The 19345-nt window shown below is 59.7% G+C and carries 18 protein-coding genes; 11 read left to right on the top strand and 7 right to left on the bottom strand.

Going from position 1 to position 19345, the window contains the following annotated elements; all coding sequences use genetic code 11:
- Window positions 1-363: 363 nt before the first annotated feature.
- A complete protein-coding gene (locus ACVWVY_RS08315; protein WP_456625918.1) occupies window positions 364-2154 on the bottom strand; it encodes a tetratricopeptide repeat protein in 1791 nt (596 codons plus the stop codon).
- A 514-nt stretch (window positions 2155-2668) separates the two neighbouring features.
- Here ACVWVY_RS08315 and ACVWVY_RS08310 point away from each other — a divergent pair.
- Window positions 2669-2911 carry a hypothetical protein gene (locus ACVWVY_RS08310; protein WP_456625917.1) on the top strand — a complete coding sequence of 81 codons (243 nt, stop codon included), beginning with the start codon at window positions 2669-2671 and terminating at the stop codon, window positions 2909-2911.
- 242 nt (window positions 2912-3153) lie between these two features.
- Here ACVWVY_RS08310 and ACVWVY_RS08305 read toward each other — a convergent pair whose 3' ends face one another.
- Both ACVWVY_RS08305 and ACVWVY_RS08300 read right to left on the bottom strand, forming a co-directional pair.
- Window positions 3154-3333 (bottom strand): hypothetical protein, encoded by a 180-nt coding sequence (locus tag ACVWVY_RS08305; protein ID WP_456625916.1) that lies wholly within the window; start codon window positions 3331-3333, stop codon window positions 3154-3156.
- A 16-nt stretch (window positions 3334-3349) separates the two neighbouring features.
- The gene (locus tag ACVWVY_RS08300; protein WP_456625915.1) at window positions 3350-3574 is read right to left on the bottom strand and encodes a hypothetical protein; all 225 of its coding nucleotides are present in this window, start codon (window positions 3572-3574) and stop codon (window positions 3350-3352) included.
- Between the two features lie 517 nt (window positions 3575-4091).
- Here ACVWVY_RS08300 and ACVWVY_RS08295 point away from each other — a divergent pair.
- The gene (locus ACVWVY_RS08295) at window positions 4092-4691 is read left to right on the top strand and encodes a CarD family transcriptional regulator (protein ID WP_456625914.1); all 600 of its coding nucleotides are present in this window, start codon (window positions 4092-4094) and stop codon (window positions 4689-4691) included.
- A 181-nt stretch (window positions 4692-4872) separates the two neighbouring features.
- Here ACVWVY_RS08295 and ACVWVY_RS08290 read toward each other — a convergent pair whose 3' ends face one another.
- On the bottom strand, window positions 4873-5721 hold the full coding sequence (locus tag ACVWVY_RS08290) for an alpha/beta fold hydrolase (protein ID WP_456625913.1): 849 nt from the start codon (window positions 5719-5721) through the stop codon (window positions 4873-4875).
- A gap of 508 nt (window positions 5722-6229) precedes the next feature.
- Here ACVWVY_RS08290 and ACVWVY_RS08285 point away from each other — a divergent pair.
- Together ACVWVY_RS08285 and ACVWVY_RS08280 are read left to right on the top strand one after the other, a co-directional pair.
- Complete coding sequence (locus tag ACVWVY_RS08285; RefSeq protein ID WP_456625912.1) at window positions 6230-6586, top strand: hypothetical protein; 357 nt, start codon at window positions 6230-6232, stop codon at window positions 6584-6586.
- A 72-nt stretch (window positions 6587-6658) separates the two neighbouring features.
- Entirely contained in the window at window positions 6659-8170 is a 1512-nt protein-coding gene (locus ACVWVY_RS08280; protein ID WP_456625911.1) for an arylsulfatase, read from the top strand.
- A 242-nt stretch (window positions 8171-8412) separates the two neighbouring features.
- On the opposite strand, the gene ACVWVY_RS08275 is transcribed toward ACVWVY_RS08280, so the two are convergent.
- Window positions 8413-8535: a hypothetical protein gene (locus ACVWVY_RS08275; RefSeq protein ID WP_456625910.1), complete on the bottom strand. Its 123-nt coding sequence runs from the start codon at window positions 8533-8535 to the stop codon at window positions 8413-8415.
- Between the two features lie 120 nt (window positions 8536-8655).
- Here ACVWVY_RS08275 and ACVWVY_RS08270 point away from each other — a divergent pair, with 120 nt between their 5' ends.
- From ACVWVY_RS08270 to ACVWVY_RS08255, 4 genes are all read left to right on the top strand, one after another.
- Window positions 8656-8847 carry a hypothetical protein gene (locus ACVWVY_RS08270; RefSeq protein ID WP_456625909.1) on the top strand — a complete coding sequence of 64 codons (192 nt, stop codon included), beginning with the start codon at window positions 8656-8658 and terminating at the stop codon, window positions 8845-8847.
- Between the two features lie 709 nt (window positions 8848-9556).
- Complete coding sequence (locus tag ACVWVY_RS08265; protein ID WP_456625908.1) at window positions 9557-9697, top strand: hypothetical protein; 141 nt, start codon at window positions 9557-9559, stop codon at window positions 9695-9697.
- Between the two features lie 631 nt (window positions 9698-10328).
- Window positions 10329-11087, top strand: coding sequence for a hypothetical protein (locus tag ACVWVY_RS08260; protein ID WP_456625907.1), 759 nt, complete (start codon window positions 10329-10331; stop codon window positions 11085-11087).
- 928 nt (window positions 11088-12015) lie between these two features.
- Window positions 12016-13563, top strand: a complete 1548-nt coding sequence (locus ACVWVY_RS08255) for an acyl-CoA synthetase (RefSeq protein ID WP_456625906.1) — start codon at window positions 12016-12018, stop codon at window positions 13561-13563.
- A gap of 104 nt (window positions 13564-13667) precedes the next feature.
- On the opposite strand, the gene ACVWVY_RS08250 is transcribed toward ACVWVY_RS08255, so the two are convergent.
- Both ACVWVY_RS08250 and ACVWVY_RS08245 read right to left on the bottom strand, forming a co-directional pair.
- Entirely contained in the window at window positions 13668-13877 is a 210-nt protein-coding gene (locus tag ACVWVY_RS08250) for a cold-shock protein (RefSeq protein WP_456625905.1), read from the bottom strand.
- 178 nt (window positions 13878-14055) lie between these two features.
- Window positions 14056-14820: a helix-turn-helix domain-containing protein gene (locus ACVWVY_RS08245; RefSeq protein ID WP_456625904.1), complete on the bottom strand. Its 765-nt coding sequence runs from the start codon at window positions 14818-14820 to the stop codon at window positions 14056-14058.
- A gap of 187 nt (window positions 14821-15007) precedes the next feature.
- Between ACVWVY_RS08245 and ACVWVY_RS08240 the strand changes: the two genes are divergently transcribed.
- From ACVWVY_RS08240 to ACVWVY_RS08230, 3 genes are all read left to right on the top strand, one after another.
- Window positions 15008-17284 carry a marine proteobacterial sortase target protein gene (locus tag ACVWVY_RS08240; RefSeq protein WP_456625903.1) on the top strand — a complete coding sequence of 759 codons (2277 nt, stop codon included), beginning with the start codon at window positions 15008-15010 and terminating at the stop codon, window positions 17282-17284.
- Window positions 17285-17471: 187 nt separating this feature from the next.
- Window positions 17472-18038, top strand: coding sequence for a class GN sortase (locus ACVWVY_RS08235; RefSeq protein ID WP_456632143.1), 567 nt, complete (start codon window positions 17472-17474; stop codon window positions 18036-18038).
- 199 nt (window positions 18039-18237) lie between these two features.
- Window positions 18238-19059, top strand: a complete 822-nt coding sequence (locus tag ACVWVY_RS08230) for an outer membrane protein (protein WP_456625902.1) — start codon at window positions 18238-18240, stop codon at window positions 19057-19059.
- Window positions 19060-19345 lie beyond the last annotated feature (286 nt).

Here is a 19345-nt window from a genome sequence, read left to right as displayed (position 1 = left end):
CCTAGATAGCAGAAGGCGCAGCGACGCGCGGGCGAATCGCGGGCCAATGAATTTGCGTTTTTGAAAAGGATGAGACCGACAAAAAGGGCGGCCTGCTTCAAGAATATAATGCCTGCCGAAGGCACCCACGTAACCGAACCGAACGGTGATTGCGGCATATCCCGTCGTGATAGCGGAGGCTACTCTACTGTTTTGTGCGCTGTAAAGCTTCAGCGAGGCATCGCGCAGACGATGCGGGGCTGCGGATGGCCGCTATTGGCACTTTTCGGACCTGACAGGCTCGGCTGGCGACGTCCGTTCTTGGGGGTAAAGCGGACTGCCCAGTTGCGCGCTCGTACTTCTGAGTTTGACCCATCTCCGACATCACCCCTCTGGCACCCCGGCCATGCGCAGGCCCTCATAGAAGCGCTCGCGTCCAGCGAGGTAAGTCGGATTGTCGCTCGGCACGTTGGCGCGGAAGCGGGAGATGGTGAAAGTCGGGTCGAGCGCAAGCCCTGCTTGGGCCGCGGATCGCGCCTCATCAAGCTGACCGAGGTGCGCTAGCGCGGTGGCAAGATAGATATGCGCGCGTGGATGATTTCGGTTGATCTCGACCGAGCGACGGAACCGTGCGACCGCCTCCTGGTCGGCGCCGAGCTGCAGCTTGGCGAAGCCCGCGAACATCATCCAAACAAAAGCCTCCGTATCACGAGGACTGAGGCGGAGTGCCTCTTGGACATGGGCCTCAGTCTCCTCGCCGCGACCGAGAAGATACTTGGCGCGACCGATGTAGGCGTGCGCATTAGCTAGGTTTCGATCCAGCGCCAATGCCTGCTCGCATTCAGCAATGCCTTGGGCCGCGCGGTTTGTGAACATTTTGACGTTTCCCAGAAGCCAGTGGGCGCTTGCGTGCTGGGGGGCCAGGGACAGAGCCTTGATCAAGGCCGTCTCAGCCGCTGCGAGACGCGCGGCCCGCTCAACGGTCAAAGCCATGCCAACAGCTGCCGCATCAACAACTGCCAATCCGACCAGCGCTTCGACATTTTTGGGATCGAGCGCCAAGGCGCGTTCAAAAAAGCTGCGCGATTGCGCAAGATACTCGGAAGTCCTTCCCTTGTTTAAGCAAGCCATGCCCTGGAAAATCAAATCCATCGCATCGGGATGCGGCGAACGCTCCGCCCGCCGCGCCTCAGCTTCAACAAGTTGAGTATTTAGCGTGTTGGCGAGCCTCGATACGATTTCGTCCTGCATATCGAATAGATCAGCGACTGGCTTATCGAACCGTTCGGCCCACAGGTGTTTGCCAGTCTCGGCGTCGATCAGCTGAACATTCACGCGAAGCCGGTTGCCACCACGCTGCACCGAGCCCTCCAGTACGTAGCGGACGTTTAACTCGCGCCCGATCTGCTTGAGATCAACCGCTTTGCCTTTGAACGTAAATGCGGTGTGTCGGCCAATCACGAATGAGCCATTGATGCGCGACAAGTCTGTGGTCAGGCTCTCGGTCACACCGTCAACGAAATAGTCTTGCTCGGGATCGCCACCAATATTCGCAAACGGCAGCACCACCATGGACAGACGCGGCGCTGAAAGCGAGCTTGGCGTCGTGCTGCCGACCTTTGTCACCGGGCTAAGTCCCTCTCGGGCCACGGCATAGGCTCGGATCGGACGAGCAATATTCTTGAGGTTCTGCTCGCCCAGATCGGTGAACTCAACCCCGACCTTGCCTCGGACTTGATCGTAGGCAGAAGACGAGATGCAGATGCCGCCGGGTTCCGCGATGCTCTCAAGTCTCGCCGCGACGTTGACGCCATCCCCAAAGATGTCATGGGGCTCGACAATTACGTCGCCGATATTGACGCCCACGCGCAAAGCAATGCGTCTGTCTTCCGCGTCACCAATTGTAAGTTCCTTGATGCGGGTTTGAAACTGAACAGCAGCCCGAACCGCTTGGACCGCACTCGGAAAGTCCGCCAAGAACCCGTCTCCGGTGTTCTTCACCACGCGGCCACCGTGCTCGGCGATACTCGGTTCAACAGCGTCCGCTAGGAGTGCCGTCAGTTTGGCATGCGTCGTTTCTTCGTCATGGTGCATGAGCCGCGAATAGCCAGCCACGTCGGCGGCCAATATCGCCGACAACCTGCGCTCGACCCGGACCGGCCGCTCTTCTGCCATGGCACGCTATCCAACCCACAGCACACTGTATGACGGATCAGACGGCAGTGCCAAGCACGCCTTGACGGGATGCCAGGGTTGATGTCGGCTATTGGCACTTTCGGACCTGACAGGCCCGGCTGGCGACGTCTGTTCTTGAGGGTAAAGCGGACTGCCCAATTGTGCACTCAGACTTCTGAGTTTGACTCGAAACGGACATACGTGGTCACCAATGTCCTAAGTGAAAGCAGCAGTCTTCGGATCAAGTAAGAACGATCGCGTTGATGCAATTCGAGTAGGTTCGACGTCGTGCGCCTTAGCTTCAGTGGCTCGTCGTGTCACGACAATTCATCGACTAGTTCGGCGAGAAGTAGCGCGCGAGATTGCCGCGCAAGTGGCGAGGCGTGCATCGCATCATCACGGTCGCTCCAGAAAGTTCACGTTGTGGTGACGACGGAAAGGTGATGCTACCTGAACAGAGCTGGCTATGCTATGCGTTGTAGCACTCCGGGGGGAATCCCAACAGGAGCTAACTATGACAAGAAAACTGCTCATCGCCCTCGCTGTTCTCACTCTCTCCGTTTCTGCCGCCTCGGCAAAGCACCATCGTCACCATGCAGTGAGCCCACATGCCGCTGCCCCGGAATCGCCACCGCCAATGGGCTGGGCGGACGGTATGAACGCCAACGATCACGCCATGTATCTCAAAAATCTCCATGACTCCGGGTACAACCCGAAGAATAATCGCGATGCCAATGGGAACGTGGCCGTGCAGTAGAGATCGCAGAGCGGGTTAGCGAATTGTCCGTCGAGGGTCGAGCGTGGACGCGTAATCCGCCACTTGGCTTCCACAAGTGATGGATCGTGGGTGGAATGCGTTCGGCCGACCCCCACCCACGATCATTGCTACGCGAATCGCTTCACCGGGCGCTTCTCGAGCTTCTCTGCGGTCACGAGCAGTCTAGGGCGCGTCAACATAGAGTGCCGTCCAGCGCTTTCTGTAACCCAGGAACAACGGAGCTATTTCTCTTTGGGCTTCGCGGCTTCCCTAGCTAATCGCTCAGCCCGCAATCGTTCGTAGTTCTTTTGGAAGGCTTCCTGCGCTTTTTCGTATTCAGTTACCGCCCTTCGCTTATGTGCTTGTAGAAAAGCTTTTTCCGCCGGTCGTTGCGCGGGGTCTTTCGTCATTTTATCGATCATGGAATCCTCGGCTGCATTATCGACGCCGCGGCTTGCGGCTAGCAGATGCCCGAACGTTTTTGATTTTGGCCGTGCGCTGCGACGCTGGCCGCGTTTTGCGGGATTGCGTTTTACGTTTCCGCTCGGGTTGCGGGTCGTGGACAGACTCGGGTTGCGTGTTACCGACCGGCTGGGGTTGCGTATTGCGGACCGCCTCGGCCAGCATCTCAAGCAGCTCGGCCTTCGTCTTATTGTCGCTCATAGATCACCTCCGTGATCGATGAGACGACGGTAGCGCGGCTACAGTGCCCCGCAAGAAAAACCGCTGATTAAGATTGCTGATTAAGTTTAATGGCGGTGAATTCACAGGGAAGAGCACATGTCGAACAGTCGCTGCTTGAGGTGTGCTTTTTGACGCGGTTCGGACATTCGAGAAGAAGTCAGAAAGTTCAGCCGCAACCAGGATCGCGCCGCGGAGAATCCCGTAATTCTCCGTGCTGCTCTCCATTACGTCGGTGTGATCTCGAAGAACTTCCACGGCGCACCCGAGAGCCCGCCGAAGCCTCTTCTCCGTACGGAACAAGTTGCCGAGAAGCCACACGACCCGATGGGAATCCGATGCGTGCGATCATTATGTGGCGATGCTGGCTTCTCGCGCTTAATGATGTTGTAAGCAGCGAAGGCGGCGCGAAGTGCGCCGCGGGGACTAGAACGCTCAGGTAATTTGCCGCGTAATTGGCGATCAGTCGGTACAACACCCGAAGGAGTCGAACCGCGACATGAGCTTGGACGATCAGAAAGCGAAATCCGGTCGTTACGTGGAGGCGCCGGACGCCGCCTCGGCGCTTCCCGGTGTGCGCGAAAACGGGAAGATTCGCGTTGAATTCAAGGCGACGGACTTCGTCGTCTATCCGGCACACGGCGTTGGACAGATTCTGTCGATTGAAGAGCAGACCGTTGCAGGAGCGAGCCTGGAGTTCTTCGTGATCTTTTTCGCAAAAAGCAAAATGACCGTCCGCGTTCCCGTCCGGAAAGCCGCGAACGTCGGAATGCGCAAGCCATCAGATCTTTCCTCGGTCCAAGGAGTGAAACAGATTCTGAGCGAAACTCCCCGGAAAGGCCGCGGCAACTGGTCCCGGCTTGCTCAGGAATACGAAGGCAAAATCAAATCCGGAGATATCGTCGCGGTCGCGGAGGTCGCTCGCGATCTTTTCCGACCGGGCGACTCCGGCCAGAGTTTCAGCGAACGACAGTTGTACGTGTCGGCGCTCGATCGCCTCTGCGGAGAAATCGCGCTGGTAGACGGAATCTCCGAGGAACAGGCCCTCAAGGAACTCGAGGGCCTGTTGAAGACCGGCAAGCTCAAGCGTAGCGCCTGACTGCGCGACGGCTTGGCCGCCGGCGATCGCGTTCAGCTCCAGCACCTTTCGGACCTGCGGATCCTCGCAGCGAGCGTCGGCTATGAGGGGAAAGCGGAAGTGGCTCGGACATCGCCAAACCGGCGCGATTAACCCAGAGCCGAAATTAGGTCCTGCTGGTTATTAGAGCGATCCCTCCCGCTCACGCCCCCCTTAGAAATGCTTCGAGGCGCTCGTTGAAGGCAGCACCGGTGTGCGGCACTGAGTGGCCAGCTCCGGGGATGATCGCACGTTCGGCGTTAAGTTCCCGCTGGAGGACATCGCAGATCGCCTCGGAAACGGAACTATGGCCCCCGGAGGTGACAAGTTTTGGGAAGGAGGCTCGCCTGAGCGCACCCAACGGAATGTCCGCCTCGTTCGGATCGCGTTGCGCCATCGTCGTGAGTACGCCTTGCTGAATGTCGGGCGGTAGCGGGTCGGGTAGGGGCACGGGGCTATGCGCTCCGGGTCCGTTGTTGATCTTCCTAAAAGCCTCAAGGAAAGCGCGGGGTTCGTGCACATCTCTTCTGGTCGCTTGTACCCGTGCGGCAATCGCATCTGCCTCCGCGTTGCCCTTGATCAATCGGTACGCTGGCGGCTCGTTAATCGTAAGCGAGCGCACAGCCTGCGGCCGGAGCGCAGCGGCATAGAGCGCGCCGATGGCACCGAAAGAGTGCCCGACAAGGTGTGCGTCGTCACCGAGCAACGCTGCTATATCCCGAGCATCCTCCTCAAAATCCGACCGTACTTCCGGGGAAGGGCTCTTGCCGTAGCCCCGGCGATTGAGGACCTCCAGTCGCCAGTGTTCCCCGAGCGGTCGCTGCTCCTTCCACGTCAGGGGACCGTTGAAGACGCTGCCGTGCACCAAGACCACGCGCGGGCCAGAGCCCCAAACCACCACTTCGAGGGATGCTGACTGTGCCACCGGCGCGAAGCCCTGTTGTAGAGATTTCGAGACCGCAAGAAAGATCGGTCTGTCTTCGAGTGAAATACCCGCCGCCGGCACTCGCACTAGAATGCTCGCACGGAGACCTCGGCATGTCTCAACGTGATGGCCCACTCTATCGTTGGCCGGTCTATCGGTAAAGTAACAAGCCGTTCCGTGATTTGACCGCGTCTCGTGGGCAAGGGCGGTAAGACTGCGAGAAGTTACGGGTCACGCTGAAAAAATCGCGCGGTGAAGGCGCGAGCTGTCCGGCTGGTAATCGAAAGACGGTTGCAGCCTTGTGGGGCGGCGCGGCTCACTTAGTTTAAGGCTCACCGATCTTGGCCTTGAGGCGAGCGCGTTGCGGCTGAGCAATCCGTATACGTGTCTTCCTGTTCCAAGTACGACAGCTCCTGGCACTTTTCGGACCTGACAGGCCCGGCTGACGATGTCTGTTCTTGAGGGTGAAGCGGACTCCCCAGTTGCGCGCCCGGACTTCTGAGTTTGACCCGAAACGGACATCGCTTGCGCTCGGTTGTTGGCCCTTGGGCCAATATTGGCGACAGACTCGACCGAGTAGCATTGAGGAGTTTTCTTGGCGGGGCGCAATCAGGGAGGCTACTCCATGTTACGGATTGGATTTTTGGCGGCGGCGGTTGCTTGCACCACCCTGATGCCTAGCTCGGGCTTCGCCCAGACGGCGCCTCCAACCCCTCCCTCGATCACGACGCCGGACAAGGTTGAGACGCGTGTCGGCACAATCGATTTCAAGGACGGGGCGCCGAGCAAGGCGACCCTGGAAAAAGTCTACGATGAGATCGACTCTGCGAACGCCCAACGCGCATTCTCAGACACCTTTCAGGGCGTCAGCATCCACACGATCCGAACCGTTCTTCACGAAGGCTTGGCGCCCGAGCGAGATAGAGTTGGTCCGCTAGATCAATCTGACTAGAGGCTTCTTGTCTTGAGGAGGCGGCGATGCCAAAGCGGCTAGTGACGACAGGAGGTTAGTGGAGTTACCGCCATGAAAGTCACGGCTTTAAAGCGCTTCGCTTCAGGGGTGATGCTACTTGCTTTGATGGGTTCGGCGACGGCATTTGCGCAACAAAGCAATAAGCCCAACGTCGTTTTTATTCTCGCCGATAACGTGGGCTACGGCGATCTTGGGTCATATGGCGGCGGCGAACTGCGCGGCGCTCCGACGCCGCGTCTCGATGCAATGGCTCAAGAGGGATTGCGTCTGACGCAATTCCTTGTGGAACCGGCGTGCACACCGTCACGCGCCGCGCTAATGACGGGACAGTACTCGATCCGCAACGGCCTATCGCTGATTGCCATCGAAGGTACTCCCTACACGCTTCCCGCGCGCGCGTTCACCATGAGTGAGCTATTTAAGGGGGTCGGCTACGCTACTGCAATCTTTGGAAAATGGCATTTGGGAAGTGCGCCGCAGAGCCTACCTACGGCGCACGGCTTCGACGAGTTCTATGGCATCCCGCCGGACATTAGCTGGGATGCGTCAACATACACGCAGACAATTGCCCTCACGCACTCAACCAATGCTCCGTTCGATGAGCTGCTGAAGACCGGGCCGCAGATCGTCGAGGCGAAGGATGGCGGGCCGTTGCGAGTGGTGAAGCCGTTCACCGAGCAAGTTCGCGCCAATATCGACGATGAACTGGTCGAAAAATCAATAGATTTCATGCGTCGGCAGAAGAGCGCGGGCAAGCCCTTCTTCCTCTATCTGCCATTCTCTATGGGGCATGCGCCGAACCTGCCTTCGCAGCAGTTCACAGGTAAGTCGCGAATTGGCAACTACGGCGACAAGATGATGGAAGGAGACTTCCACGTCGGCCAAATCATGGACACCTTAAAGGCACTGGGTGTTGAAAATGATACCATCGTTGTCTTTGCTTCCGACAACGGGCCTTATGGCGAGGCCGCTCGCGAATTTGGCAATCAAGGAACGCCGGACATGGGGAATTCCGGCCCGTTCCGCGGCGAGTTAGGCGAAGTAACCGAAGGTTCGATACGGACGGCAGCAATCATTCGCTGGCCCGGGCACGTCAAGCCGAACACCACTTCATACGCCATGTTTTCGATCATGGATTTCTTGCCGACCTTTGCCCGCATTGTGAATGGTAATCTACCGACCGACCGTCAAATCGACGGTGTGGATCAGATCGACGTTTTACTCGGCAACAGCGCAACGGGGCATCGCGAGAGCCTCTTGAGCTTTATCGGCGGTGAGCTTGTTGCCGCCCGCTGGAAGCAGTGGCGTATCTACTTCACCGACATTCATCCAACAGGCAACGGACCACAGCGGCAGCCGGGGATTTTCTCGGCTAGTGCCGCGATGGCAGGCTACCCAAAGATCTACAACATCGAGATGGACCCGCATGAGGATCTTGTCGTCGGTGGATTGTTCGGCTGGGTATCGGGACCTGCGTTCAAAACGGTCGACGAGTACTTGGCTTCGGTCAAGAAATTTCCAAATCCACCAGCACCGAACATCACCCAGTTTGGTCGGCCCTAATTAGGGACAAACACTGGTCTTCACAAGACCGACTGCATTTCCGCTGTTGGCACTTTTGAGACATGCCGACGGTCTGCGATTAGGGCTGCTTTGGGGTTAGACCAGAAGTGGACTGCGCACGGTCAAAGCGACGCGAATGACCCAAAGCGGAAGCGGCGCGTCATTGATTTGCTGAGCGCTAGGCTGGTCAAAATGACCGGTTTGCCAACGTCTCCTCCAAATCAATCTTTTGTCGGACGCATTTATCGCCGCCGATTTTCCGCGAGCGTAATAGCGCCGGCAGCCACCAGGACAATGACGATGACAGTGGCAAGCGCCTCCACCGAGGCCAGGGTGTCGTACCAGTTGTTCCAAAGCTCAAGCATGCGCTGGCCTCTATCGAGCGCGCCCACCAACGCTAAAATACACTCAGTCGAAAGGACGTGCCTTCGCGCACAAGAATACAATGCTACGTTTCGTCGCGTGCGTTTTGATCGCGCGGCAACATGACCTATGCTGTGCCCGCCGCGCAGGGAGTCGGCCGGACCGAAAACATGATCGGCCTTGCCCTAAATGCTGGCATGCTGGCCGAGACTGGCATTGACACCTTAAGGACAGTGCCGGCTCGACTGACGATGTCCGGTCCAGAGGGCAAAGCGGACCTCGTGGCTGCGCTGCTCGATGTCTGTCCGATTTAACCGGCGGAGATAAGACCATGCGATATGCTTCGGTCGTCGCGATGTTGCTTGGGTCGACGCTCCTTGCACAGGCGGAGCCAATCGATCGTGACAGGTGGATCGCGCAGACTGGAAAAGCGAGCAAATCCTGCCTCGCTAAATTTCGGCAGAAATTCGGGGAAGACAAGGGCCACAATTACTCACGCTGTGTGACAGATCAAACTAACAAGGCGATCGATGACTGCGTTGGCAGTAGTGAGTTTTCCAGCTGTGTCTTGGAAAAATCATTGAGGGTATTGGAAGTCTGCGAGCTATCGAGCTGCTGAAAGTACACGTCTCAAGCAAACCGCCACGGCCTCTATCACGCGCCGGAATGACGAGTGGCATTTTCAGAGAACCACCGTGGGAACTGCGTGAGATCAAGGATAGGCGACTTCCGCCTTTGGAACTTCTCGGCCTGACGTGATGCCTCGGCCGCGTCAGGCAATTTCTTTCGCGATCGTCACAGACGCGGGATGGGATGCGGTGGACGTGGATGTACCTTTGACGAACGGTGCTGATGCGTACGGTGAAGTCGTGTGGTCTCTATTTTGGCACTTGGCGAAACTAGCTGAAACTACCAAAACCCTATGAAATAAGGGGCTTAACGCCCATGCTACGGCGGGATGTTTCAGCGGGCTTCGTCAAATCTAGGGCCGCGCCCTAGTCCAACCCGCAGGAGCCAAAACAGATGACGACGATTGCCACCACACCGCGCGCCCGCAACGGCAGCACCATTCTAACCGACCGCATCTGTCAGAAGCGCGTCGCCAAGCGGACCAAGGTCTACGACCGCAAGTCGTCCCGCTCGGAAGCACGACATCTCAACTGAGCAAGCCCGCGAACTGATGCGGAAGCTGGGCCGCGACCGCGACAAACTCAATGAGGCTGCTGCAAGGATTTTTCGCAAGTCCGATCCGTAAGACTTACGGGTTAGCGGCGCCAACGGCTTGCGCAGCGATTTGTTCGGCATGATCCATGGCTGCTATCCGTCGATAAGCGACTAAATTCCGCATCGCAGCGGAATGACGCGATGTGCCGCATCCGGATACCTGCACCGTAGCAAACAGCATCTCTGTTCGATCAAACCTCATCGGCGCGAGCGAGTGCAAAAATTGCCAAGAACAGACAGCGCCGCTGTCTTGAATCTGCTGCTGGACAGATCATGCTGGATCGATTGATCAGGTCGACAGGCGACATACTGGCAAAAAATTTTCTGCGGATGTAAACCAGATCACATACAGCAAAGCCCGACCGCAGTATCCCTTGACCAGATATCGGGTCAGTTTCGCATCCGTTTGAACCGAGCACGCGCGTTGCGCCCTCAATCCGGTCAATCGAGAACTAGACTGCTGTAAGACACAGACACCAGATCTGAATATGAGGCGGGCCCGGTTGCGAACCGGGGCCGATTTGTCGGATTGCATTCAGCACGCGCCATAGCATGCGCAAGGGAGGTTGCTATGGACCGAACTGCCGACAAGGAAATTGGTTGCCGCGCCATACCGCATCGTTCGACAGGCTGGCGCCGTGGCGGTACTCTCGCTGTTGCGGTGTTCTGCATCGCGGGCGTCTTCCTGTTCGCGAGCGAGGCCGGCGCGCAATGCACGGCGCGGGATGTCTTGCAGAACCAACTGAGGCTGAAGAAAACTCCCTCAGCCAGTGCGCCGCGAATTGTCGTCAGATCCGCCGCCAAGGCGTCGGTGTGGAAGACGATTACGGTAGGGACTTTTGCAAATTCACTCACCCTCCATAACGCACTGGATGCAGTAGGTTGCAGCGTCGGAGGTTTGGCTGCGGAAACTCTTGCCCGACCGGCCTTTACCCTCCGCTCTGCGAAAACGAGTGTGAATCTTTTCTTGGTGTCCGCAGCCGAGCTCGGCTTTGAGACCGATACCGTGCCGTTGGCGAACATTTATGCGCGCGCTCAGGAGCTGGGTTTCGAACTTGTGGAAGCTGAGGTCGCTCCGCAACTGAGGCTTCAATATTTTGACCAGCCGGTCGGTGAATTTCTTATCGTCGCAATGGAGCCAATCACGACCTGGAAGGGCGATCCCGTCATCTTGAATGTAGCTAATGGTGGAGCGGGACTAACCCTGATTGGCCAAGATGGCAGCGCCGACGCACAAATATCGGTGGTATCCCGCTTTGTATTCGCGCGATCAGAAAAAGCCGCACCTCTGGATGGGGTGGAGGAGGCAGAAGCACTCGACAATCGCTGAAGGGGCTCTAGTCCGTGCAGATGCATCCAAAGACGCGAGACTTGGTCAGCAGTTCACGCCTAACCGAGACGGAAGAGTGAAGCGAGAAGCATAAGTAACTTCACTGACCCTACCCCCCGTGGTAGAAGGAGATTGGACGGTAGGCTTACGGACTACCGCCCAATTTTGAGTAGGCAGTTAAAGGCCCGCCTCCATGGTCTTTTACGGTCCCCCGATGACTTGGAGGCGGGTTTTCGTCCTGCCCGCGTCACGACACACAATACTCTGCTGCGGATTACCTCTCAGCCGGTCATTCACGACCGCTTCGGCCCACGAGCAAGCTCGGTCATGTCCGCCATGCCGTTCGCCGTTTTCAACAGCCGGAAAAAGTCGCTAGACATCAAGTCGTGTGGTCCTGACGCCCCGATGCTGGCGTCAAGCCGGTGCAAGCAATTCCGCCGGCGACGGTGACAACGAGCCCGGCCCGACCGGGGAGCGTACGATATAAGCCGTAAAGCCATTGCGCAGGGAATGTCGGATGCCTCCGCTGCCCTGTATGCTCGTGTGCGCTTCTATCTACATATTGCACACGAGACCGCGGGTGCAGCGCGCACCCGGCATTCCCTGCACCCTCGGTCTGGAGGGTTGAGGAAATTCGATAGCAAGCCTCGGGCAAAATCAGGCCGCGAGAAACGTGAAGTCGTGTTTGTTGATTGAGATTAGATTGGCGCTGGATCCACTCCCCGTCATTGCGAGCGTAGCGAAGCAATCCATTCTTCCTTTCGGTGGTGAGAGTGGATTGCTTCGCTACGCTCGCAATGACGGTGACCTGGACCTTCCCACCCCAGCCACTCGACGCAAGACAGCATCCCCATATGGCCCCTCATCTGCTAGAGAGAATGCCGTCAAGCAAAACAGACGGCGCAAGACCGCTGGACGTGGAGGAAGCATGTCGTCCGTTCGCCATTACGACTGGATCGCGCATTTCGGCCGTCGCACGCCGGACAAGATCGCCGCCATCGACCTCGCCAGCGATCGCCGCCTCTCCTACGCGCAGTTCGACGCGCGCATCTCACGGCTTGCCGCCCACCTGCGCGACAAACTCGGCGTCGCGCGCGGCGACCGCGTCGCCGTGCTGGCGCTGAACACGACTGATACGCTCGAAGTGCAGTTCGCCTGCGGCCGGATCGGCGCGGTATTCCTGCCGCTGAACACGCGGCTTACGGTTCCCGAATTGCAGTTCATCGTCGGCGATGCCTCGCCGAGGGTGATGATCCACGACGCTGATCTCGCCGAAGTCGCGCTGACGGTCGCAAAGCTCTGCAACGTCTCATCCGCGCTGCTGCTCGGCGCTGGCGGATCCTACGAAGCGGCGATTGCAGGCTCAAAGCCGCTCGACCGCTTTGAGGACGTCACGCATGACGACATCTCGACCATCATGTACACCTCGGGCACCACGGGCCTGCCCAAGGGCGCGATCATCACCCATGGCATGACGTTCTGGAATTGCGTCAATCTCGGCGGGCCCGCCTATATCTCGCCGTCGAGCGTGCTGCTCACCGTGCTGCCGCTGTTTCACACCGGTGGGCTCAATTGCTACGCCAACCCGGTGCTGCATGCCGGCGGCACCGTTCTGATCATGCGCGCGTTCGATCCCGGCCTGGCACTGCAACTGATCGACGATCCCGCCCAAGGCATCAACCAGTTCTTCGGCGTGCCCTCGATCTACCAGTTCATGGCCCAGCATCCCGCTTTCGCCACATGCGATTTCAGCCGGCTGGTGATCGGCGGCGTCGGCGGCGCGCCGATGCCGGTGCCGCTGTTGAAGGTGTGGGAGGAGCGCGGCGTGGCGCTGCAGCAGGGCTACGGCATGACCGAGACCAGCCCGGCCGTGCTCACGCTCGACAAGGAGGACGCCGCGCGCAAGGCCGGCTCGTCCGGCAAGCCGGTGCTGCATACGGAAGTGCGGATCGTCCGCCCTGACGGAATCGATGCGGATGTCGGCGAACTCGGCGAACTCTGGGTCAGGGGACCGAACGTCACGCCCGGCTACTGGAACAGGCCGGAGGCCAACGCGTCGTCATTCACCGATGGCTGGCTGCACACCGGCGATGCCACGCGCGTCGACGAGGAAGGGTTCTACTACATCGTCGACCGCTGGAAGGACATGTACATCTCCGGCGGCGAGAACGTCTATCCGGCCGAAGTCGAAAGCGTGCTGCATCAGCTGACGGCCATCGCCGAGGCTGCGATCATTGGCGTTCCCAACGAGCAATGGGGCGAGGTCGGCATGGCGATCATTGCCGTCAAGCCCGGCCACACGCTGACCCCGGCGGAAGTTCACGCCCATTGCGCGGCCAATCTGGCGCGCTTCAAATGCCCGCGGCTGATCGAGTTCGTCGATGCGCTGCCGCGCAATGCGACCGGCAAGATTCACAAGCCGACGCTGCGCAAGACTTTCAGCGCGCCGAAAGCGACCGACAAGCTTGCGTCGTGACCAACAGAATGAAAAAGCCCGCGGGCTCATCGCCGGCGGGCTTGATTGTTCAAAAGCCGATCAGAGGATCCCAGTACATCCGTGGTGATCCTCCATCGATCGCCTTAACCGACGCGGAGATTTTCCGCGCTGGTCTTGCCGCGCATGCTGTCGACCTTCGCTTCGAACGAGATCTTCTGACCTTCGTTGAGCGAGCTCAGACCCGCACGTTCGACGGCGCTGATGTGAACGAAAACGTCGGTGCCGCCATCATCGGGCTGGATGAAGCCAAAACCCTTGGTCGCGTTGAACCACTTAACTGTTCCGGTAGCCATGTAACTATCTCCAAGATGCGCCAAAGCGCTTTGCCCGCACGACCTCCGCGCAGGCTTCATCCGATTTCAACGATGTCTTGGGGAAAGGAGCCGGTTTCGGCGCGGTCAACAAGGCAGAGCGATAATTCGAATGGGGCTCATATAGCCTGTTTCACTGAAAACGCAAGGCTGGAAGGCGCTATCCCGGCAGGAACAGCGCAAACGGCTCTTCCGTCGTCCGCCGCAAATGCTGGCGGTAAGCCGCGCAATTGGGGTCATCTGACGAAATCCTGCCAAAAGTCGGGTTAGCGACCATCTTGATCGGCAGATAGGCGATTGGGGCTGCGATCGGCGTCAGCAGGGAGCCGCGGCCTGCGAGCAGTGTCGTGATGATGCCGTACATCTCGCCAGAGATGGTCGGGCGCGCCACCGTGATCAGGCGGTGCTGGCCGTGTCGGTTGGTGACGAGATAGATGTGGCCGGACTGGTTTGGCACCGCCACTTCGCCGAACTGGGTGAAGGCTGCGTCCTGCCGTTCGCTTTCGTGAAATACGAGGGAAGACGCCGCATTGTCCCATAAGATCTCGGTGCGGTAGGCGAAGATCGCGTCCTTGTCGCCGAATGAGGGACGCACCGTGACATAGTTCCCCTCGATCCAGGCCACCGCGCGGCGCGAATAGGCGCCTAACCCATCAGGCGCGATGTCGCCGTTCACGGCAGTCACGGGCGCCGGCGCCTCCGGCGTTTTGCGCAAGGAAACGCCGAGCGCCTGCTCGAGCCGCACCGTGGTGGCGAGCGTGAACGGGCGGCGGCCGCCCAGCACCTTCTCCAGCGTCGAAAGGCTGAGTTTTGCAAGCTCCGCCAGCGATTGCCGGGAGATCCGGCGACGGGCGATTTCCTCGCGAATGGTGTCGGCGATCTGCTGGCTCTGCTCGGCGGAAAGCTGCTTGTCCGGCGCTGGCATCGTTACCCCTGGTCTCAAAGGGCCAGTCTAGCAGACGCACAATCCATCACAAACCCGCACAAAGCCGCCGCAGCGGTGGCGCCCCGTGCTGGCCGACGGCTGAACAAGGCCGATCATTCCGCTCGCGCCAAATCAGGGCTTTCCGCACCCTCACATCACGGCGAAAGCTCCGTTCGGAGTGAGCAACATGACGACATGCGATGAAATCGAAAGCGACAAACCGGGCCAGCCCAGCCTGATCCGCCTGGTGCTGTTCTTTGTGATGCAGGGCGTTGCAGTAATCCTGGTCGGGTTTGCGGCATTGTTTTTGAGCTTTGAGCCGGGATGGTCGGCGGAACGCGTTCAGGCGGCCTTGGTCAAGCCCGGCGAGGCGCGCTCCGGCTCGCTGCTCCTGAAAACGGACGACGGTTACGCCGATGCATCGCGGCTCGGCATCGATGTCGATCTCACCGTATCGGGCCCCACCGTCCGCGCCCGCGTCACCCAGATTTTCCGCAACCCGACGCAAGACTGGGTCGAGGCCGTCTATGTCTATCCGCTGCCGTCGGGCGGCGCGGTCGATACGCTGAAGATGGTGATCGGCGATCGCGTCGTGGTCGGCGACATCAAGGAGCGGCAGCAGGCGAAAATCATCTACGAACAGGCGAAGCAGAACGGGCAGAAGGCGGCGCTGACCGAACAGGAGCGGCCGAACATCTTCACCAACTCGGTCGCCAATATCGGCCCCGGCGAAACCGTGCTGGTGCAGATCGAATATCAGGAGCCGGTGCAGCAATCCGCCAACGAGTTCTCGCTGCGGGTGCCGATGGTGGTGGCCCCGCGCTACAATCCCGCACCCGTCGTGCAGAGCGTCGACTTCCGGCCCGACAGTGGCGGCTGGGGTTCGGCCACATCCGATCCCGTGCCGGACCGCGACCGTATCTCGCCCGAAGTGCTCGACCCCGCGACGAATGCGCCGGTCAATCCGACCCGCATCACCGTGCGGCTGCAGGCCGGCTTCCCGCTCGGCGAGGTCAAGAGCCACCATCATGCGATCAAGACCGAAAAACCTGACGCCAGCACGAGCATCATTCGTCTTGCCGAAGGCCCGGTGCCGGCCGACCGCGATTTCGAACTGACCTGGAAGCCTGTGGCCGAGAAGGCGCCTTCGGTAGGATTGTTCCGCGAACGCGTCGGCGACAGCGATTACCTGCTTGCCTTCGTCACGCCGCCGTCGGTCGAACAGGCCCAGCAAAAGCCATTGCCGCGCGAAGTCATCTTCGTGATCGACAATTCCGGTTCGATGGGCGGCGTCTCGATCATCCAGGCCAAGGCCAGTCTCATTTACGCCCTCGGTCGCCTGCAGCCGAACGACCGCTTCAACGTGATCCGCTTCGACCACACCATGGATGTGCTGTTCCCCGCGGCCGTGCCGGCCGACAGGGAGCATATCGGCCAAGCCACCTCGTTTGTCGGGGCATTGCAGGCCAATGGCGGCACCGAGATGGTACCGGCGATGCGCGCCGCGTTGTCCGACAACGCAAGCGATGCCAGCTACGTCCGTCAGGTCGTCTTCCTGACCGACGGCGCCATCGGCAACGAGCAGCAATTGTTCGAGACCATCAATGCGCTGCGCGGCCGCTCGCGCATCTTCATGGTCGGCATCGGCTCGGCGCCGAATACCTACCTGATGACGCGCGCCGCCGAACTCGGCCGCGGCACCTTCACCCATATCGGCTCGGTCGAACAGGTCGAGGAGCGCATGCGAGGCCTGTTCGCCAAGCTGGAGAATCCCGCGGTGACCAATCTCACGGCGAAATTCTCCGACGCCAACGCCGATATCACGCCGGTCGCGATCCCCGACGTCTACCGCGACGAGCCGCTGATTCTGGCGGCAAAACTCGACAAGCTCGCGGGCTCGGTCGAGATCAAGGGCCGCATCGGTGATCGCCCCTGGGTCGTCACCCTTCCGTTGGCGAATGCGGCCGAAGGCAAGGGCCTGTCAAAACTCTGGGCGCGGCGCAAGATCGCGGATGCAGAGGTTGCGCGCACCACGCGGCAGGCGAGCCCGGAAGATGCCGACAAGACCATTCTGGCGCTGGCGCTCGAGCATCAGCTCGTCACGCGGCTGACCAGCCTGGTTGCGGTCGACAAGACGCCGAGCCGTCCCCAAGGCGAGCCGCTCAAGGTCGCGGAACTGCCGATCAACCTGCCGGCCGGTTGGGACTTTGAAAAGGTGTTCGGCGAGCGCCAACGAATTCCTGCAACACCGACGGAACGGCGCGCGGCGACCGAGGAAGCGCGGATTCAGATCGCGGCGCTGAAACGGGTGCAGCCCGTCGTCACCCAGGCGCCCAGCACGGTCACGCTGCCGAGGACGGCGACTGACGCCGAACTGAAGATGATTGCGGGTGTGATTCTGCTCACGCTCAGCCTGATCCTTTTGGTGTTCAATCGGCATCGACGTCAGATGTCTCAGCGTTGACGTCGACTGAAGGCGGAGGCCTCCCCATCCTCCTCTTTCCAGAGCGCGCGCGGCTCCCGTCCCCCCAAGGCCGCGCGCGCCGCTTTTACAAAGCCGTCATTGCCAGCGCAGCGACGCAATCCATCTCACCGCGGAAAGAAAGAATGGATTGCTTCGCTGCGCTCGCAATGACGGGAGAGCCAACATGATGCCCCGCTTCGTCCTTCCACTTCTTCTCGCCCTTATCGGCCTGATCCTGTTCGGCCAAGGCGCCTACATCCACGCCAAGGCGCTGCTGGCGCAGGTCCTGCTGGAGCGGGCCTTTGAAAAAACCATCGCCACCGGGCGCGAGACAAAGCCGTGGTCATGGGCGGATACATGGCCGGTCGCCCGCATCGAAGTGAAGCGGCTCCATGCCAGCACCATCGTGCTCGCAGGAAGCAGCGGCCAGGCACTCGCCTTCGGCCCGGGTCATGTCGAGGGCACGCCCGATGCCGGCGAACGCGGCGTCACCGTTTATTCGGCGCACCGCGATACGCATTTCGCCTTCCTGAAGAACGTCGTCATCGGCGACGAGATCGACGTCAAGCGAAGCGACGGCCGGCAATTTCGCTACCGCGTAGACGCGACCTCAGTCGTACGCTTCAATGCTTCGGGGATCGATCCTTTGAAGGGCGGATATGAGCTGGTGCTTTCGACGTGTTGGCCCTTCGGTTCCCTGACTTCGGCGCCGGAACGCTATCTTCTGCACGCGACCATGATCAGGAACCCGTGAACGCAAGCTGTGACGTGGCATCACACGGCAAGCGGTCTACGGGCAAATGGTTGAATTTATTCCGGGATATTGAGAAACGAAATTTTTACCCTCCGCCGGATGAGGTTCCTATTCCCGGAACTGTGGCCCCCGCGCGACAGCCCTGTGAGGGATTTCCGGCTATATTTCGCGCATATTCTGGCCTTTGGGGGAGTTTCGTATGCCCGTTCGTAAAGCCCTTCTCGTGATTTCAGCACTCGCTTTCAGTTCCATGGCAGCGTCCGCCGCGGACATGGCCATGCGCACCAAGGCACCGCCGATCGTCGTCGATCCTTCCTACAACTGGTCGGGCTTCTATATCGGCGGAAACGTCGGATATGGTTGGGGCGACGCCGATACCTCTTTCAATCCGCTCCCTAGCGCTGCGGCGTTCGTCAATCTGGCGCCGACAACGTTGGCCCCGGATCCGCAAGGGGTCGTCGGCGGCGTGCAAGCCGGATACAATTGGCAGGCCGGCAAATTCGTCTTCGGCCTCGAGGCCGACATCCAGGCATCGGATATCCATGGCAACGCGCTGGTGACTCCGATCATTCAGAACAGCGGCGCGCCCTTCCCCGGTGCCGGCTTCCTGGCCGCCAGCCAGCGGATCGACTGGTTCGGCACGGTGCGCGCACGGGCAGGCTTCACGCCCGTTGATCGGTTGCTGCTCTATGTCACCGGCGGTCTCGCCTATGGCAACGTGAGCTACAACGCGCAGACCGATTTCAGGCCGGGCGGGACGATTCAGTATCCGGCATCGTTCAGCCGCACCAAGACTGGCTGGACGGCCGGCGCCGGTGCCGAATGGGCGTTCGCGCAGAACTGGACGGCCAAGGTCGAGTATCTCTATATCGACCTCGGAAACGAATCGACGATTGCCAATCCGGTGCCGGCGAATCCGCCGTTCCAGGTCGGATATAACTGGAGAACCACCGAGCAAATCGCGCGCGTTGGCTTGAACTACAAATTCGGCTGGGGTGGACCGGTCGTGGCGAAGTACTGATCCTTAGCCAAGCCCAGATATTGAAAAGCCCCGGCATGGTCCGGGGCTTTTCTTTTTGGCGACGAAGTCAAGACGGATGCCGGCGTCACAGCGTTTTCGAGCGAAGTGGGAACCGGTTCGCGTGAAGAAAACGCGTCGAACAAGAATCGAGAGCTTCGGTTCTGATTCAATCAGAACCGATAATGCGCTAGTCGGGTTCCGAATTGTTCGCGTGCCGGGATATCGCCGTAGCGACGCAGCAGCCCCGCGCGCAACGTCGGTTGCCACCTTCCCGAAGTCCAAATAA

This window comes from Bradyrhizobium sp. URHC0002 (assembly GCF_054059515.1).
Note: the sequence above shows the minus strand (reverse complement) of the source record. Positions and strands in the feature narration are given on the sequence as shown.

Bases quoted from the DNA above. Each gene is read 5' to 3' on its own strand.
- ACVWVY_RS08310 (WP_456625917.1), top strand. From the start codon at position 2,669: ATGACAAGAAAACTGCTCATCGCCCTCGCTGTTCTCACTCTCTCCGTT.
- ACVWVY_RS08265 (WP_456625908.1), top strand. From the start codon at position 9,557: ATGACGACGATTGCCACCACACCGCGCGCCCGCAACGGCAGCACCATT.
- ACVWVY_RS08260 (WP_456625907.1), top strand. From the start codon at position 10,329: ATGGACCGAACTGCCGACAAGGAAATTGGTTGCCGCGCCATACCGCAT.
- ACVWVY_RS08305 (WP_456625916.1), bottom strand. From the start codon at position 3,333: ATGATCGATAAAATGACGAAAGACCCCGCGCAACGACCGGCGGAAAAA.
- ACVWVY_RS08300 (WP_456625915.1), bottom strand. From the start codon at position 3,574: ATGAGCGACAATAAGACGAAGGCCGAGCTGCTTGAGATGCTGGCCGAG.
- ACVWVY_RS08270 (WP_456625909.1), top strand. From the start codon at position 8,656: ATGACCTATGCTGTGCCCGCCGCGCAGGGAGTCGGCCGGACCGAAAAC.
- ACVWVY_RS08240 (WP_456625903.1), top strand. From the start codon at position 15,008: ATGACGACATGCGATGAAATCGAAAGCGACAAACCGGGCCAGCCCAGC.
- ACVWVY_RS08280 (WP_456625911.1), top strand. From the start codon at position 6,659: ATGAAAGTCACGGCTTTAAAGCGCTTCGCTTCAGGGGTGATGCTACTT.
- ACVWVY_RS08230 (WP_456625902.1), top strand. From the start codon at position 18,238: ATGCCCGTTCGTAAAGCCCTTCTCGTGATTTCAGCACTCGCTTTCAGT.
- ACVWVY_RS08315 (WP_456625918.1), bottom strand. From the start codon at position 2,154: ATGGCAGAAGAGCGGCCGGTCCGGGTCGAGCGCAGGTTGTCGGCGATA.
- ACVWVY_RS08255 (WP_456625906.1), top strand. From the start codon at position 12,016: ATGTCGTCCGTTCGCCATTACGACTGGATCGCGCATTTCGGCCGTCGC.
- ACVWVY_RS08295 (WP_456625914.1), top strand. From the start codon at position 4,092: ATGAGCTTGGACGATCAGAAAGCGAAATCCGGTCGTTACGTGGAGGCG.
- ACVWVY_RS08275 (WP_456625910.1), bottom strand. From the start codon at position 8,535: ATGCTTGAGCTTTGGAACAACTGGTACGACACCCTGGCCTCGGTGGAG.
- ACVWVY_RS08250 (WP_456625905.1), bottom strand. From the start codon at position 13,877: ATGGCTACCGGAACAGTTAAGTGGTTCAACGCGACCAAGGGTTTTGGC.
- ACVWVY_RS08235 (WP_456632143.1), top strand. From the start codon at position 17,472: ATGCCCCGCTTCGTCCTTCCACTTCTTCTCGCCCTTATCGGCCTGATC.
- ACVWVY_RS08245 (WP_456625904.1), bottom strand. From the start codon at position 14,820: ATGCCAGCGCCGGACAAGCAGCTTTCCGCCGAGCAGAGCCAGCAGATC.